This window comes from Caballeronia sp. S22 (assembly GCF_964261745.1).
Lineage (GTDB): Bacteria > Pseudomonadota > Gammaproteobacteria > Burkholderiales > Burkholderiaceae > Caballeronia > Caballeronia jiangsuensis.
This window is the reverse complement of record NZ_OZ180039.1, coordinates 651,476-666,785: the sequence shown is the minus strand read 5'-3', so window position 1 is coordinate 666,785 and position 15,310 is coordinate 651,476. Positions and strand designations below refer to the sequence as shown.

Below are 15,310 nucleotides of genomic sequence, written 5' to 3'. Positions count from 1 at the left end.
GGGCCCGCGCAGGCGTCATTGCATCGGCGGCGCGTACATCAGGCCGCCGCGTGTGTAGAGCTCGTTCAGGCCGCGATCGAGCTTGATCGGACTTCCGGTGCCGAGATTGCGATTGAACATCTCTCCGTAGTTGCCGGCGCTCTTGAGCGCGCGAAGCGTCCAGCCAGGACCGATGCCGAGCGTCGCGGTCACGCTCGGGTCCGGAACGAGCGCGCGAGCCACGAGCGGATCTCTCACGCGCTCGGCCTGATTCTGACGGGTCACGCCGAGTTCTTCCGCGGCGATCAGCGTGAAGAGCACCCAGCGCACGATGACGAGCCACGCGTCGTCGCCGCCGCGCACGGCTGGCGCGTGCGGCTGCTTCGAGATTCGTTCCGACAGGATCGCGAGCGCCGATGCACCGCCGGGCGTGCGGCTGCGCAGCGTGGCGAGCAGGGATAGATCGGCCGTCACGGCGCGGCATCGCCCGGAGGTGAAGGCCTGTTCGAGTTCCGCCGCCGAGCCGAGCACCACCGGCTTCAGATCGAGCGCATTCGCATTCGAGTAGCCGACGAGATTGTCTTCGCTGGTCGTCTCACGTTGAACGCAGACGGTCACGCCCTTGAGGGATGCGAGCGTGCGAACGCCGCTCGACGTCGAAACCATGAAGGCCTGCGCGTCATAGAACAGCACGCCCGCGAATTGAATCCCGAGTGTGCCTTCACGCAAGAGCGTCCAGGTCGTGTTGCGCGCGAGCAGATCGATGCGGCCCATTCTGAGCGCCGGGAAGCGGGCGGACGCCCTGAGCGGGACGAAGGCGACCTTGTTCGCATCGCCGAGCGTCGCGGCGGCCACCGCGCGGCAGAAATCCACGTCGATGCCGGACCATTGTCCGGACGCATCCCGCTGGGAAAAGCCGGCGATGCCGTCGCTGACGCCGCATCGCAGGACACCTCGCGCTTCGACCTGCGCGAGCGTTACCGATCCCGCCGCGAAGGCGGGGACCGGCGCTGCCGGCAGCGCGAGCAGCGCGGCGCCTACGATCGCGATGAGATTCGCCGCAGAATTGCGCATCGTCTTCTCGATATGAAGACTCATGTTCACGTCGTCTTGTCACGCGGTTCGTCGTCCGGCGGGACACGTGCCAGATTAGGTTGTAGACGAAAACTGGTCCAGTTCAAGCGTTCGTTTCTTCGAATTCGCGCGCGTTGGCAGCAACGAAGCAGGACGAGATCACGATCCAGTGAAGCATGTGCCTACGGGCGCCACGGTATCGACGCACGCCAGGCGCGGAATCTGTCTGCTCGCGACAAACCTTGAACCCTTTACGTATATCACTATGCTGTAAGAAGGCCGAAGCCCGATCCGCGCGTGAGCGGTCCCGGGCTTCCTGCGTTGTCCGCGCGCGATGACCCGAACGCCTCACCGCGTCGAACAACCGCTTTCGTCAAGCGCGCCAGCCGCCGGTACAACGATGCAGATGCGTCGACGCAAGTTTTCGTGTCTGCGTTGGTTGCGAGCCGGTTCAGGAGAACAACGCATGACAAAGCTGCTGATCGACGTGGTCATCTTTCTTGCGTCGGCGCTGATCACCGTGCCGCTCGCCGTTCGCTTCGGCTTCGGCGCGGTGCTCGGCTACCTGCTTGCGGGCGTCTTGATTGGCCCGTGGGTACTGAGGCTCGTGACCGATGTCGATGCGATCCTTCACTTCTCCGAGCTGGGCATCGTGCTGATGATGTTCGTGATCGGACTCGAAATGAAGATCGACGCGTTGTGGGCGATGCGCCGCACCATCTTTGGCTACGGGACCATGCAGATGACCGTTTGCGCCGCCGCGCTGCTGGGCGTTTTCATGATGCTGGGGCTGCCCTGGCGCATTGCGCTGACGGGCGGACTCGCGCTGTCGCTTTCGTCGACGGCGATGGTCATGTCCGAACTCCAGGAGCGCAAGCTCATGGACATGCCGACGGGCCGCGCCGGTTTCGGCATTCTGCTGTTCCAGGACATGGCCGCCATTCCGCTGATCGCGCTCCTGCCGCTGCTCGGGCCGACGGTGCCCATGCCCGCCGCCGAACCGGGCTGGCTCCTCGCGCTGAAGGCGCTCGCCATGCTGGGCGCCATTGCGCTCGTCGGCCGCTACCTGCTCAACGCCGTGCTGCGGCTCATCACCAGCACGGGCGTCCCGGAGATATTCACCGCATTCGCGCTGCTGTGGATCGTCGGCATTGCGCTTCTCATGCAGAGCGTGCATCTGTCGATGTCACTGGGCGCGTTCGTCGCGGGCGTGCTGCTCGCCGATTCCGACTTTCGCCACGAAATCGAAGTCGATATGGCGCCGTTCAAGGGCTTGCTGCTCGGTCTGTTTTTCATCGCGGTCGGCATGTCGATGGATTTCAGCGTGCTCACGCGTGAGCCGGTGCGGGTAGCGGTGCTCGTCGTCGCGGTGGTCAGCGTGAAGGCGGTCGCGCAGTGGTTCCTTGCGCGCCGCTTCGAAGTGCCGGCATCGCACCGGAGCTTCTTCGCCATTCTGCTGTCGCAAGGCGGCGAGTTCGCGTTCGTCGTGATGGCCGCGTCACTGGCGGCGGGTGTCATCGATCAGCGTCAGGCATCGCTCGTCACGCTGGTCGTCGCGCTCTCGATGGTCTCCACGCCCTTGTTGCTGCTCGTACACCGCAGGCTGTCCGAAGCGACTACGCGGGCTCGGGCAGGGTAAGCGTGTTTCCTCGATCACCGCAGTCATGCCGCGATCGCCGGCTTCATGCGCCGATTTGTTCTGGAAGTCATACTGCCCGTCCCGTATTCGAACGGGTGAGCGCGAGGAGGCACGAAAATGCTATCGCCGATTTCTGAGCGCACGCTCTCCAGGGAACTGCTCGATGTCCTGATTCGCGCCGGTCTCGTCGCCGTTCTGGCGGTCTTCTGTTTTCGGGTATTCGTGCCGTTCCTCGACCTGATGGTCTGGGCGCTGATTCTCGCGGTCACGCTGTACCCGCTTCAGGTCCGGCTTCGCGGCGCGTTTGGCGGCAAGGACGGTCTGATCGCCACGTTGATCATCTTCGTCGCGTTCGCCGTCATCCTCGTGCCGACGTACCTGCTCGGCGTGGCGGTTGCCACGTCCATCGAGCGCGCGATGGGCGTCGTCAGAAGCGGCACCTTCCAGATTCCGCCGCCCGCGGAATCGGTGGCCGCGTGGCCTCTGGTCGGTCAGCGGGTGTACGACTTCTGGGCGCAGGCATCGACGGATGTCTCGGGTCTCGCGCAGAAGTTTGCGCCGCAGATCAAGGAAGCCGGCCTTGCCGTGCTCGGCACGATCACCGGGCTGGGCGCCGGGCTGATCGTGTTCTTTCTCGCGCTGATCGTCGCGGGTATCTTCATGGCGCATGGCGAGAAGGGCTATGGCAGCGCCGTGCAGATCGCCTCGCGCATCTCCGGGCCCGAGAACGGCCAGCAGATCGCGGATCTTTGCACGGCCACGATTCGCGCGGTGGCGCAAGGCGTGGTCGGGATCGCGTTCATCCAGATGCTGTTGATCGGCATCGGCTTCGTCATCATGGGCATTCCCGGCGCGGGGCTGCTCGCGCTCGCCGTGCTGCTGATCGGCATCATGCAGTTGCCGGCGACGTTGATCACGATTCCCGTCATCATCTTCGTGATCGTGACAAATGGCGTGAGCACGGCGACGATCGTCTTCTCAGTCTATACCTTCATCGCCGGTCTCGCCGATAACGTGCTCAAGCCGATGCTGCTGGGTCGCGGCGTCGCGGTGCCGATGCCCGTGGTGCTGATCGGCGCGCTCGGCGGCATGGTGACGGGCGGCGTGATCGGCCTGTTCATCGGTCCCGTGATGCTCGCGGTCGCCTACAAGCTGTTCTGGCGCTGGGTGAAACAACAACCGTCCCTGGAACCCCCGCAACAACAGGAGCGGCTCTGAGAGGTCGCCTTCGATGCACGCCTCCCGGATCAGACGGCCGCGGCTGACGGACTGCGTCATCGTGGGCCTTGCGTCGTTGCTGAGCGGCTGTATGCGCGTGGGGCCGGACTTTCATCCGCAACACGAGCCCTGGAGCGAACACTGGAGCAGCACGTCGCTAGAACAGGTCACGCAGCAGGCGCCGCAGCCCGATGTCCGGCAATGGTGGCGAATCTTCGGCGACGAGAATCTCGAACGCCTGATGGAACAAGCCGATGCCGGAAACGGCGACCTGCAGATCGCCGGATTGCGCGTGATCGAGGCGCGTGCACAACTGGGCATCGCGCTCGCGGGACGCTATCCGCAAGTGCAGCAGGCCAGCGCCGAAGCGCTTGCGTCGGCGCAAAAGCGTTCGGATGGTTTCGATCCGCGCTCGGGCGTGTATCTGCAGTACGGCGCGGGCTTCGTCGTCGGATGGGAGCTCGACTTCTGGGGGCGTTTCGCGCGCGCGATCGAGTCGGCCGACGCCGCGTTCTTCGCCGCGCAGGCGAACCGCGACGCCGCGCTCGTTCTTCTGCACGCGCAGGTCGCCGAAACCTATTTCACGCTGCGCACCGGCGAGGCGCGCCTGCGCATCGCCCGCGAGAACGCTCAGTTGCAGAAACGCAGCTACGACATCGCGCAAAAACTCTTCAAGGCCGGCGAGACGGATGAACTGGATTTCCAGCAGGCGAATACGCAGTATCTGGGCACGTTGAGCAGCATCCCTGAACTCGAAAGCCAGATCGTGCTCGCGAAACACGCGCTGTCCCTGCTGATGGGCCGGCCGCCCGGCCCGTTGCCGGAACTCGGCGTGTCGTCCGGTAAGGGTGGCGTGATTCCGCTGGTGGATCGCGCCGTCCTGCAGGACGTACCCGCCGATCTGCTGCTGCGCCGCCCCGACGTGCGCGCCGCCGAATATCAGATGGCCGCGCAATCGGCGCTGATCGGCGTGGCGGAAGCGGATTTCTATCCGTCGGTCTCCCTGCTCGGCACGCTCGGCTTCAGCGCGAGCTCGCTCAAGGGCTCACCGAGCACGCTTGCGGTGGCGATCGGCCCGAGCGTGGTCTGGAACGTCTTCGATCACGGCAGAATCACGAACAATGTGCGCGTTCAGGACGCGCGGCTGCAGCAGCTGACGGTCGCTTATCAAAACACCGTGCGCGAAGCGGCGCGCGAGGCCGATGACGCCGCCACCTCGCTGATCGCCGCGTCGCGCCGCGACGCCATCCTGAACGAGGCGCAAGGGGCCGCGCGGCGCTCGCTGACGCTTGCCAGCACGATCTATCGGGAAGGTTACTCGGACTTCCAGCGCGTGCTCGATGCGCAGCGCGCGCTGTTCGCCCAGCAGGACGCGTATGTCGTCAACCGGCGCAACGCGGTCGGCAGCCTGATCGCGCTCTACAAGGCGCTGGGCGGCGGCTGGACCACGCGCCAGCCGCTCGTCGATGCCGCGACACGCCAGCAGATGCAGCAACGCACCGACTGGGGCGATCTGCTGAACCAGGTGAGCGTGCCATCCGAAGGAGCGGCCCGATGAGCGAAACGGGCGGGTCTTCGGAAACCGCATCGGCGCGCACGCCGCCGCCTGCTCCGGCTGGCGATCCATCGGGCAGGGCGCTGAAGTGTGTGATCACGCTGATCGTCGTGAGCCTGATCTGGTATCTGCTGGCCGACCGCATCACGCCCTATACGCAGCAGGCGCGCGTGCAGGCCAATGTGGTGCCCGTCGCCGCGGAAGTATCGGGCCGGGTGACGCGCGTGCTGGTGCGTGACAATCAGGAGGTCAACGCAGGCGACGTGCTTTTCGAAATCGACGGCGAGCAGTACCGCATCACTGCCGATCGCGCGCGCGCCGATCTCGAAACCATGCGCAGGCAGATCGGTGCAAGCACGGCCGGCATCGATTCGGCGCGTGCGTCGCTGCGCGCGGCCATCGCGAACGAGGTCAAGGCGCGGCAGGACAGCGAGCGGCTCGAACGGCTGTATCGCGAGGACGAAGGCACGATCTCGCTGCGGCGCCTCGAAGTGGCGCGAGCGACTTACGAGCAAGCTCAGAGTCAGGTTGTCGCGGCGCGTGCGGAAGTCGAGCGTGCACGCGAACAGCAGGGCGGCATCGAGGCGGAGAACGCGCAGTTGCGCAGCGCGGCCGGGGCGCTCCAGAAGGCCGACCTCGATCTCGCCAACACGCGCATCAGGGCGCGAACCGGCGGCGTCATCACCGATCTCGGCACGGAAGTCGGCCAGTTCGCATCGGCAGGCAAGCCGGTGATGACGCTGATCGCGATCCGCGATGTGTGGATCAGCGCGGACATGACCGAAAACAATCTCGGCCGCCTGAGGCCCGGCACGCCTGTGGCGATCGTGCTGGATGCGCTGCCGGGCGAAGTCTTCAATGGGCGGATTCGCAGCATCGGGTTCGGCGTGAGTGTGGGACAAAGCACGCCGCCCGGCAGTCTGCCTTCCGTACAGACAAGCCGCGACTGGCTGCGGCCGGCGCAGCGCTTTCCGGTGATCGTCGAATTCGATAAGGACGAGCGTGCGCGCCTCTACAACATGCGTGTCGGCGGGCAGGCCGAGGTGATGGCGTTTCCGAGTCAGGGCAATCCGCTCAATCCGCTTGGCCGCATGTTCCTGCGCGTGATGAGCTGGCTGGCGTACGTCTACTGAGCACGCCGATGGAAAACACGCTCCAGCTTCCCGGCCGTCGCACGCTGCGCATGGCGACCGGGACGGCGCTGTGCCTCGCGATCAGCTTCGCGTTCGATTTCCCGATTCCCGTGATCGCGCCGGTGTTCGCGGTCTTTCTGCTCGCGACGCAGAACCGGCCGATGTCGTTCAGGGCAGCCGCGATGTTGGCGCTGGTCGTGATGCTGACTACCGGTAGCGGCCTGCTGCTCGTCCCGCTGCTTCGTCATTACGCGCTCGCCGGTGTGTTGCTCGTCGGCCTGTTGCTCTTCGTCGCGTTCCTCTACGGGGTGCGCGGCGGCAACAACCTCGTCGCGACCTTTCTGGTGGCAGGGCTCACGATGATCTCCGCGGCCGGCACCGCCGACTTCCAGGTGGGCGCAACGGTCGTCGGCGCGCTGGTGAAGGGGCTGCTGCTCGCGTTGCTGGTGTCGGCGCTCATGCACGGCCTGTTTCCCGAGAGCGCGAACGCGCGCCCCCCGCCTGCCGCGAGAGCCGTGTCCGCCGATCAGGCCGCGCGCATTGCACTTCGCGCCGCGCTCGTGGTCATGCCGGCGTACCTCCTTGCAATGACCGACCCGGCGAGCTATATGCCGATCATCATGAAGTCGGTCAGCCTCGGCAGACAGAGTTGCACCACGACCGCACGCGGCGCGGCGCGGGAGCTCATCGGCTCGACATTGCTCGGCGGCTTGCTCGCGATCCTGTTCTGGTTCGCGCTGAAACTCTCGGTGAACCTGTGGATGTTCTTCCTGTGGATGCTGCTGTTCGGTTTGATGATCGGGCGCAGGCTCTACGGCATCAGGATGACGCGCTACCCGCCGGGCGTCTGGCTGAACGGCTTCATCACGATGATCATCCTGCTGGGCCAGTCAGTACAGGACAGCATCGCGGGCAAGGACGTCTATACGGCGTTCGCGGTGCGCATGGGGCTTTTTCTTGCGGTCAGCCTGTACGCGTGCCTGATGCTGCAAGTTTTCGATCGACCTCGCAGCGGCTGATGGCGCAAGACTCGCACGTTCGACTTGACCGCGTCTCGCGTAATCAGTATTTGATGTCTCTTGCGGTTTGACGCCCGTGCTGCTTCGTCTGCCGCTTGTCGTGCCGGCAATGCGCGTTCGATTGCTGGTTGGCGGCGCGGCAGTCCTGCTTGGTGTGCCGGGAGTCCTGGCGCGTATCCTGACGAACGTCGCGACCGGCGCGACGTTGCTGCGCCTGCTCCGTTGCCAACGACACGTCCGGCCAGGAGCAGACGAGCATCGCAGTGACCAACGCGGTAAGCCTGAGGTTGCGAGCGAACATGATGTGAGTTCCGGAGGACGAGTCGAGACATCTTGGATGTGGTGCGTGCATCAAGATAGCTGCATCCTCGTTCATTGTGAATCGGCTTTTGCAACGACGACGCATAGCGGTAAGCAGCACGATGATTCGATTGATCAAGAAATCGAAATACTGCCAGGCAGACGGGCTCATATCGACCGGAGAGCGCACCCGTGAAACGATGCAAAGCGATCACCGGAGCATGCTTCTCGCTTGTCGTAGGCAGCGCCTGCGCAAGCCCGATCGATTTTTCAAACGCATTGCCCAATTTCTTTGGCGCGGGAATCGGTTCGACCACCGAGTATGCGGGCGGCAAGGATCGCATCGTCGGTGTGCTTCCTGGCATGCGATACGTGACGAGCGGTGGCCACCTGTTCGAGTGGTACGGAACATATACGCAATACAACTTCGGGAGTCTTACCGGATTTCAGTGGGGTCCGGCGCTGGCGCTTCGTCTGGGACGACGGAATGTCGATGACGCGGTCGTGTCGCAGGTTCACGACGTCTCCACCACGGTGGAAGGGGGCGGATACGTCGGCTACGAATACAGTCACGTCGGCGATGTGCCGTTCCGCTTGCGAGGGGAGATTACCGTCGTCACGAATGCCGGCTCCGTCTACACGGGTGCGCGCACCACGCTGAATACGAGCGCATGGCTTCCACTGCATTCGCGCGTGTTCATCGGCGGCGGACTCGGTGCGACATGGGTGAGCGGCGGCTTCAACGAAACCTACTACGGCGTGACATCCGAGGACTCCCAGAAGAGCGGATTACCGGTCTTCAATCCCGGAGGCGGCCTCAATCAGATTACCGGCTGGATCGCCGGTATCTTTCAAGTCAGCCCGAAATGGTACGCGGGCGCGATGGTCTACTACCAGCGCCTGATGGGTGATTCGGCAGCGAGCCCCATCGTGACGCAGCGTGGCACGCGCAATCAACTTACATACGGCGTCGGGATCGCTTATGCCTTTCAATGACCTGCACTGAAACCGGGGCCAACGGGCGCGGTTGATCGGCAATTCCATCATCGTCTGGGCCCACATCGATCTGATCAGGTTGCTTGAATTCACGAACGAGTTCGCATACTGTGAGCAGAGCAGCGTGCGGTTTATACCGCGTTGTCGTTCCTGGAAAAGTTCGCGCGGAGAGGAACGGCCGGCACACCTCATATCTCCGTGAAGCGTCGATAGCAATCAAAGAGAGGAGGTAGCCATGAATCGTCTCAAAGGAGCTGTAATGCTGATGTCGATCGCGTTCGCAACGAATGCGTGGGCACAAACCGATCAGGGCGCGGCTCAGCCCGCGCATAACGACGAAATCGTCAAGGTGCGAATGGAAGTCTCCGCAGCCAACAAGAAATATAACCAGAAGGTCGCAGCGGCCAAGAAAGTCTACGACCACAAGAAGGCGGAAGCCGCCAAAGAGCGCGACGCGGCCATCGCGGCAGCACATGGTGGTGCGACTGCGCAATGATCGCTGCGTGAAAGGGCAACTGCAATCCGATGTTCTTTGGAACCGAGACGGCCCTGTAACGACCCGGGCTCTGGAACACGCGCGGTATAGCCAATCCTGGTGGTGCTGGACATGCGTGAGTGCTTTAGCGTGATGGTCATCGCATCCGCGCTGTGTGCAGGCGGGTGCGCAGTTCCTCAAACGCCACCGGAAAGCGGTGCGCAAACGGTCGCTCCGACATCTGCCGCAAGCGGCACGCAAACCGTGGCTCAGGCGTCGGAGGCAGCACGTGCGCAACCCGTCGCGATGGAGTCGGGTTCGTTGGATGCGCTCGTCGGTCCGATTGCACTCTATCCCGACGATCTTGTCGCGATCATTCTTCCTGCATCGACTTATCCGGTCGAAGTGGTGCAGGCAGACCGGTTTCTCGATCGCAGAAAAACCGAGAAGGACTTGCCGGTCAACGAAGCGTGGCAGGATCCGATCAAGGCGCTGCTGAACTACCCCGAAGTGCTCAAGACAATGAGCACCAACCTCGACTGGACCGTGGCGCTCGGCGAAGCCGTGGTGACGGATCAAAGCGCCGTGTTGCAGGCCGTGCAGCGTTTCCGGCGTCAGACTCAATCGGTGGGCAATCTCAAGACGGACGACAAGCAGACGGTGGTGGTCGAGAAGGAAGTCATCAAGATCGTTCCTTCGAATCCCGAGGTCATCTACGTGCCGCAGTACAACCCGTCGACGGTCGTCATCAGCAGCCCGACGCCGGTGTATACCTACTGGCCAGCGCCTTATCCGGTCTACTACTATCCCTACGCACCGGGCGCGGCATTCGCGACGGGCCTCATCTGGGGCGCCGCGATCACGGCGGCGTGGAACGGCGGGCACTACGTGTCGCACTACGAGGGCGGCAACAACACCATCAACATCAACCGCGAAGGCAACGTCAACCGGGCCGAGGTCAAGAACGAACTGAGCAATCGCGCTGCGAACCGCTCGGCGGACGGAACCTCTGCGTCTCAGCGTTCGACCCAGTGGCGCTCGGAAAAGAAGCCTGGACAGGTATCGGGCGCGAGCACACGCGCATCGGCGCAACGCGTGGGCGATGCGCCATCTCGCGCCGGCGCGCGAACCCCGACGACCGCGCAGTCGCCACGCGCACAGAGCGCCGGCAACCTTCAGGGACGGGGCGGCGACGCGTTCAGCGGCTACGGGTCCGCCCAAGGCGCGAGAGCGGACAGCGCGCGCGGCGCGGCGAGCCGGCAGTCGATGTCGGGCGGGCAAGGTGGACGCAACTTTCAGGGTGGCTTTTCGGGCGGCGCGCGTGGTGGATTTGGCGGAGGCGGCCGCGGCGGTCGCCGATAGGAGACGCTTCATGAATAGCACGTCTCGTCGATTCGTCGCATGCGCGATCATCGCGATGCTCATCGTTCCCTTGCGCGTTCACGCCGCCGGGGATCAGGAGACGTTCAGGACACCGGAAGAAGCCGTCAGCGCACTGGAACAGGCGCTCAAGTCGAACGACGACGCCGCGCTCATCGCCATCTTCGGCAATGCGCACAAGGAACTCGTCGTGACGCCGGACGAAGCCGAGAACCGCGAGCTGCGTGCCAATGCGCTCGCCGAGTTCAATGCGTATCACATGCTGGAGGCAACGTCGCCGGACCGCCGCGTTCTGCGTATCGGCGATGAAGCGTGGCCCATGCCGATTCCGCTCGTCCGCACGCAGGGCGCGTGGCGCTTCGCGACCGAAGAGGGTGAGCAGGAAGTGCTGGACCGGCGCATCGGCGCGAACGAGCGCGAGGCCATCAAGGTGATGCGCGCGTATGTCGATGCGCAACGCGAGTACGCGACGCGCGACCGTGTGGGCGATGGCGTGCTGCAATACGCGCGCAAGCTCGGCAGCACGCCAGGCAAGCGTGACGGGCTGTATTGGCCTGCGGATGAATCGAAGGGTGAAGAGGCGAGTCCGTTCGGGCCGCTGATCGCAGCAAGCGCGAACTATCTCAAGGATCGAAACCCGGGCGACGCGTATCACGGCTATTACTTCCGCATTCTCACGCGACAGGGAAAGCACGCGGCGGGCGGTCCTTTCACGTACATCATCAACGGGCGCATGCTGGCGGGCTTCGCGATGGCCGCGTATCCGGCGCAATATGGCTCAAGCGGGGTGATGACTTTTGTGGTCAACAACAACGGTGTCGTGTATCAAAAGAATCGCGGCGCGTCGGCGAAGCCGCTGACCGAGTTCGATCCTGATGCGTCGTGGAGCCGTGTGCAGCAGCCTTGAAGGTGCACGGTATTGGCCTGCAATCGACCACGAGCGCGACGCAAGATCTCATAACAATGCCCGGGGCGATCATCTTCCCATGTGTTCGTCCAGAAAAGCGGCGGTCTGATCGAGCGCTTCTCGCGCGGCTTCCAGGCGCTCGACGTTCTGCTGAAACACGTGGTCCATGCCCATCCATTCCTGCAGCGTGATGGCGTGGCCCGCAGCACACGCCTTTTGCGCATAGCGCGAGGCGTCGTCGTAGAGAATTTCCTCCGAGCCCACCTGGACGAGCAGCGGCGGCAGCGCATCGGGAATATCGAACAGGGGAGACGCGCGTGGATCGTCGGATGCAACCGAGCCGAGATAGCCGCGTGCGGCCTCGCGAAGATTGGTCTCGTCGAGCAGCACATCTCTCGATGCGCGTTCGCGGACACTCGGCCCGCTCAAGGTCAGATCGGTCCACGGTGAAAACACGACCGCCGCCGATACCTTCGCGACTCGCGAGAGCGTTGCCAACGTGAGACCGCCGCCAGCCGAGTCCCCCACGACACCGACCTTGCCATGAATGCCGAGCAGCCGTTCGAGCGCTCCGGAGGCGAGATCGAGCGCACCGGGCAACGCGGTTTCGGGCGCGAGCGGGTATTCGAGGATGAACGTCGTGCGCCGCGCGCGCGACGCGATCTGGCTGACGAAGCCGCGGTACGCCGGCGCCGTGCCCATCATGTATGCGCCGCCGTGAAGATAGAGCAGCGCCTGATCGTCCACGCGCTTGTCCGGCACGCAGATCCAGCCCGGAATGGCTGCGTCCGTGGACGGATGGAACGTCACGTCGGGCGATGGCGGCGTCATCGCGAAGAACGCATCGTACGCGACGCGCGGCGCGGTCTTCGCGAGCGTACCGGACCACAGATGCCTGAACGTCGCATGTAGCGCGGGAAGGGCGTCCCGGTCCGATGACGTCAACGGAAAGACTTCGACCGCTTTCGGGTCGGCGTTGTCGCGGGTCATGCGGGATCGCGTCGTGGTCATCGTCGTCGTCTCCTTGCGGGATGTATCGCAGCTTAGCCGTCCGGGCGCGCGAAACAAGGCGCTGGCGCCGGACGCTGCGTGCAACGCGTTGGACGATCGGTGCGCCGGGCCTTGTTCTCGGCTCCCCTGCGCGGGCATCCGAGCGGCACGTCGGTCGACGAGCGCGCCTGTCTAAGTGCGCAGCGACCTCAACCCCGAACGGACTTCCCCGGCGAAGAGATCCGGCTGTTCCCACGCCGCGAAGTGGCCGCCCTTGTCGAGCCGGTTGTACAGATGAGGTTGTGGTACGCGCGTTCTGTCCAGCTTCGCGGCGCCTGATAGTTCTCGCGCGGAAATACGCTGACTGCAGCGGGCACCGACACGTCGGCCGCGCCGATGAAGTTGAAGTGCGATTCCCAGTAGAAACGCGCGGCCGAGACGCCGGTGTTCGTCAGCCAGTAGAGCGTGATGTCGTCGAGCACGTCGTCGCGCGTCATCGCTCCCGACGATTCGCCGTTGACGGTGCGCCCGAACACCGCCGACGTCAGCGCTGCCGCCGGCTGCACGTAACCGTCTCCGTGATCGAGCAACCAGCCCGCAAGACCGATGGGCGAATCCGCGATACCGTACAGCGTCTGCGGGCGCGTACCCATTTCCAGCGCGTATGCGCGGCGCTTCCTTGCGGCGCTGGCGAGCTGGTCGTACGCGTGCTTCTCTTCATCGTCGAGGCCCGCAGGCGGCGGATCGCCGGCTTGCAGCGCCTTGGCGATATCGGCGGGAACGGTCGCCGGGAAGTTGACATGGATGCCGAGCAATTCAGGCGGCGCCTGCTTGCCCATCACGTTCGCGACGACACCGCCCAGATCTCCGCCTTGCGCCGCGAATTTCTGGTATCCGAGCCGCTTCATGAGCGTCACCCAGGCGCGTGCGGTGCGTTCGGGGCCCCAGCCGGTTTGCGTCGGCTTGCCCGAGAATCCATAGCCGGGCAGTGACGGAATGACCAGATGAAAGGCATCCGATGCACTCGCGCCGTGTGCCGTGGGATTGGTCAGTGGATCGATGATCTTGAACTGCTCGATCACCGAACCGGGCCATCCATGCGTCACGATGAGCGGCATGGCGTTCTCATGCTTCGAACGAACATGGATGAAGTGAATGTCCAGTCCGTCGATCTCGGTCACGAAATTCGGATAACCGTTCAGTTTCGCTTCGACCTTGCGCCAGTCGTAATCCGTGGCCCAATGACGCGCAAGCTCTTGCATCATCGCGAGCGGCACGCCTTGAGAATCGTCGGACACGGTTTCGCGTTCGGGCCATCGCGTCGCTCTGATACGTCGACGCAGATCGGAGAGTTGCGCCTCGGGTACGTGCACACGAAGCGGACGAATGGCGTCGTTGTCGCCGTTCGCCGCCTTCGTGACTGAAACAATCGACGGATTCGTTTCGGCAAAAGCCAGCCGGCTCAGCGATACCGCCGCGACACCGGCCGCTGCGACCTCAACGAAACGCCGGCGTGAGGGAGACGGGGGAACGGTCTTGTTGTCAAACATGAGAACTCCTGATGAAAATTAAGCGATTCACGTATTGCCGATGACACCCATCGCGCCGGCAGCGCCCGTTACGAGAATCGGCCGATCGGGTCCAGATGAGTTTTTCGTGTCAACTTCTGCTTGTGTACACGCACATACATACATGTGCAGAGTTCGAAGCGTTGATGAGTTTCAGATGATATGCGCCACGCTCGCTGATTGTTTCAGGCTGCTCGTTCTGAAACGAAGTGCCCGCTGTTCTTATTGAAGCGTGCGAACGTATCCCGCACGTGTCGAAAAGCGACGCGCTGAGTAAGCGTGCGTATCTGCATGAGCCGCAGATACGTTGCGATACACGATCGCGTGCGTCGATACCGGTCAATGGTGATCGACATTGTATTTTTTCAAGGGCGATATAATCGAACGGAGAACGATGCGGAGCATGGACGATGGGCGTTTCGAGACAGCAGGCGGCGGAGAACCGCAAGGCGATCATCGCGGCGTCGGAGAAGCTGTTCCGTGAGCACGGGATCGACGGCGTCGGGCTGAGTGCGTTAATGAAGGCCGCGGGGTTCACTCAGGGCGGCTTCTACAACCACTTCGAATCGAAGGAAGCGCTGGCCGCCGCGGTCGTGGCGAACGCGATGGACAAGGCCAATCGCAACCTGAAGGAAGCCATCGACGCACCGATCGGGCGCGGCGGCAACCGCCTGAAGCGGCAGTTGGACTTTTACTTGTCCGGCTCGCATTGCGGCGACATCGAGCAGGGTTGCGCGGTGGCCGGACTGACCGCCGACGTGCGCCGCCTCGGCCCCGAAGCGCGGTCGCACTTCGCCAGCGGCTTCGAAACGATGATCGATACGCTGACCGCGCTCATCGCAGAGCAGCGCGGCGTAGGCGCGGAACACGACGCAGCCCGCAGCGAAGCACTCGCGTTCTATAGCGAGATGGTTGGCGCGCTGATCCTCTCGCGGGCGATCGGCGGCGCGAATCCGGCGCTCGGCGAGGAAATACTGGAGGCGAGCCGGCGGACGCTTCTCAGGAACTTTGCACTGGACGGGCGACGCGGCAAGCGCTGAAGCCGTGAAGCATCGGTCAGAGAGTCAGACGACGGAA

13 protein-coding genes and 1 pseudogene are annotated in these 15,310 nt (G+C 63.8%); 10 read left to right on the top strand and 4 right to left on the bottom strand.

What is annotated here, in order from left to right; all coding sequences use genetic code 11:
* Nucleotides 1-15: 15 nt before the first annotated feature.
* Nucleotides 16-1,077 (bottom strand): amino acid ABC transporter substrate-binding protein, encoded by a 1,062-nt coding sequence (locus tag ACEN42_RS34900; RefSeq protein WP_255503462.1) that lies wholly within the window; start codon nucleotides 1,075-1,077, stop codon nucleotides 16-18.
* Between the two features lie 442 nt (nucleotides 1,078-1,519).
* Here ACEN42_RS34900 and ACEN42_RS34895 point away from each other — a divergent pair, with 442 nt between their 5' ends.
* The 5 genes from ACEN42_RS34895 (at nucleotide 1,520) to ACEN42_RS34875 (ending at nucleotide 7,617) form a co-directional block, all read left to right on the top strand.
* On the top strand, nucleotides 1,520-2,692 hold the full coding sequence (locus tag ACEN42_RS34895) for a monovalent cation:proton antiporter-2 (CPA2) family protein (protein WP_238287258.1): 1,173 nt from the start codon (nucleotides 1,520-1,522) through the stop codon (nucleotides 2,690-2,692).
* A gap of 117 nt (nucleotides 2,693-2,809) precedes the next feature.
* Nucleotides 2,810-3,910 (top strand): AI-2E family transporter, encoded by a 1,101-nt coding sequence (locus tag ACEN42_RS34890; RefSeq protein WP_187603216.1) that lies wholly within the window; start codon nucleotides 2,810-2,812, stop codon nucleotides 3,908-3,910.
* A gap of 13 nt (nucleotides 3,911-3,923) precedes the next feature.
* On the top strand, nucleotides 3,924-5,468 hold the full coding sequence (locus ACEN42_RS34885) for an efflux transporter outer membrane subunit (RefSeq protein WP_371883154.1): 1,545 nt from the start codon (nucleotides 3,924-3,926) through the stop codon (nucleotides 5,466-5,468).
* A complete protein-coding gene (locus tag ACEN42_RS34880; protein ID WP_371883153.1) occupies nucleotides 5,465-6,598 on the top strand; it encodes an HlyD family secretion protein in 1,134 nt (377 codons plus the stop codon). Before ACEN42_RS34885 ends, ACEN42_RS34880 begins: the two co-directional genes overlap by 4 nt.
* An 8-nt stretch (nucleotides 6,599-6,606) precedes the next feature.
* Entirely contained in the window at nucleotides 6,607-7,617 is a 1,011-nt protein-coding gene (locus ACEN42_RS34875) for a DUF2955 domain-containing protein (RefSeq protein WP_371883152.1), read from the top strand.
* A 43-nt stretch (nucleotides 7,618-7,660) separates the two neighbouring features.
* Here ACEN42_RS34875 and ACEN42_RS34870 read toward each other — a convergent pair whose 3' ends face one another.
* Complete coding sequence (locus ACEN42_RS34870; RefSeq protein WP_238213198.1) at nucleotides 7,661-7,876, bottom strand: hypothetical protein; 216 nt, start codon at nucleotides 7,874-7,876, stop codon at nucleotides 7,661-7,663.
* Between the two features lie 233 nt (nucleotides 7,877-8,109).
* On the opposite strand from ACEN42_RS34870, the gene ACEN42_RS34865 reads away from it, so the two are divergent.
* From ACEN42_RS34865 to ACEN42_RS34850, 4 genes are all read left to right on the top strand, one after another.
* On the top strand, nucleotides 8,110-8,913 hold the full coding sequence (locus ACEN42_RS34865) for a MipA/OmpV family protein (RefSeq protein ID WP_371883151.1): 804 nt from the start codon (nucleotides 8,110-8,112) through the stop codon (nucleotides 8,911-8,913).
* 265 nt (nucleotides 8,914-9,178) lie between these two features.
* Nucleotides 9,179-9,409 (top strand): hypothetical protein, encoded by a 231-nt coding sequence (locus ACEN42_RS34860; protein WP_374191231.1) that lies wholly within the window; start codon nucleotides 9,179-9,181, stop codon nucleotides 9,407-9,409.
* Between the two features lie 243 nt (nucleotides 9,410-9,652).
* Nucleotides 9,653-10,750 carry a DUF3300 domain-containing protein gene (locus ACEN42_RS34855; RefSeq protein WP_371883149.1) on the top strand — a complete coding sequence of 366 codons (1,098 nt, stop codon included), beginning with the start codon at nucleotides 9,653-9,655 and terminating at the stop codon, nucleotides 10,748-10,750.
* A 10-nt stretch (nucleotides 10,751-10,760) separates the two neighbouring features.
* Nucleotides 10,761-11,675 (top strand): DUF2950 domain-containing protein, encoded by a 915-nt coding sequence (locus ACEN42_RS34850; RefSeq protein WP_371883148.1) that lies wholly within the window; start codon nucleotides 10,761-10,763, stop codon nucleotides 11,673-11,675.
* 69 nt (nucleotides 11,676-11,744) lie between these two features.
* On the opposite strand, the gene ACEN42_RS34845 is transcribed toward ACEN42_RS34850, so the two are convergent.
* On the bottom strand, nucleotides 11,745-12,686 hold the full coding sequence (locus tag ACEN42_RS34845; RefSeq protein WP_371883147.1) for an alpha/beta hydrolase fold domain-containing protein: 942 nt from the start codon (nucleotides 12,684-12,686) through the stop codon (nucleotides 11,745-11,747).
* Nucleotides 12,687-12,857: 171 nt separating this feature from the next.
* Nucleotides 12,858-14,215 (bottom strand): annotated as a pseudogene (locus tag ACEN42_RS34840) (epoxide hydrolase family protein).
* Between the two features lie 428 nt (nucleotides 14,216-14,643).
* Here ACEN42_RS34840 and ACEN42_RS34835 point away from each other — a divergent pair.
* Entirely contained in the window at nucleotides 14,644-15,273 is a 630-nt protein-coding gene (locus ACEN42_RS34835; RefSeq protein ID WP_371883146.1) for a TetR/AcrR family transcriptional regulator, read from the top strand.
* The last annotated feature ends 37 nt before the right edge of the window (nucleotides 15,274-15,310 follow it).

Excerpts from the sequence above, each read along its gene's own strand:
- ACEN42_RS34870 (WP_238213198.1), bottom strand. The coding sequence starts at position 7,876 with ATGCTCGTCTGCTCCTGGCCGGACGTGTCGTTGGCAACGGAGCAGGCG.
- ACEN42_RS34835 (WP_371883146.1), top strand. The coding sequence starts at position 14,644 with ATGGGCGTTTCGAGACAGCAGGCGGCGGAGAACCGCAAGGCGATCATC.
- ACEN42_RS34895 (WP_238287258.1), top strand. The coding sequence starts at position 1,520 with ATGACAAAGCTGCTGATCGACGTGGTCATCTTTCTTGCGTCGGCGCTG.
- ACEN42_RS34900 (WP_255503462.1), bottom strand. The coding sequence starts at position 1,077 with ATGAGTCTTCATATCGAGAAGACGATGCGCAATTCTGCGGCGAATCTC.
- ACEN42_RS34875 (WP_371883152.1), top strand. The coding sequence starts at position 6,607 with ATGGAAAACACGCTCCAGCTTCCCGGCCGTCGCACGCTGCGCATGGCG.
- ACEN42_RS34890 (WP_187603216.1), top strand. The coding sequence starts at position 2,810 with ATGCTATCGCCGATTTCTGAGCGCACGCTCTCCAGGGAACTGCTCGAT.
- ACEN42_RS34845 (WP_371883147.1), bottom strand. The coding sequence starts at position 12,686 with ATGACCACGACGCGATCCCGCATGACCCGCGACAACGCCGACCCGAAA.
- ACEN42_RS34880 (WP_371883153.1), top strand. The coding sequence starts at position 5,465 with ATGAGCGAAACGGGCGGGTCTTCGGAAACCGCATCGGCGCGCACGCCG.
- ACEN42_RS34885 (WP_371883154.1), top strand. The coding sequence starts at position 3,924 with ATGCACGCCTCCCGGATCAGACGGCCGCGGCTGACGGACTGCGTCATC.
- ACEN42_RS34860 (WP_374191231.1), top strand. The coding sequence starts at position 9,179 with ATGTCGATCGCGTTCGCAACGAATGCGTGGGCACAAACCGATCAGGGC.
- ACEN42_RS34850 (WP_371883148.1), top strand. The coding sequence starts at position 10,761 with ATGAATAGCACGTCTCGTCGATTCGTCGCATGCGCGATCATCGCGATG.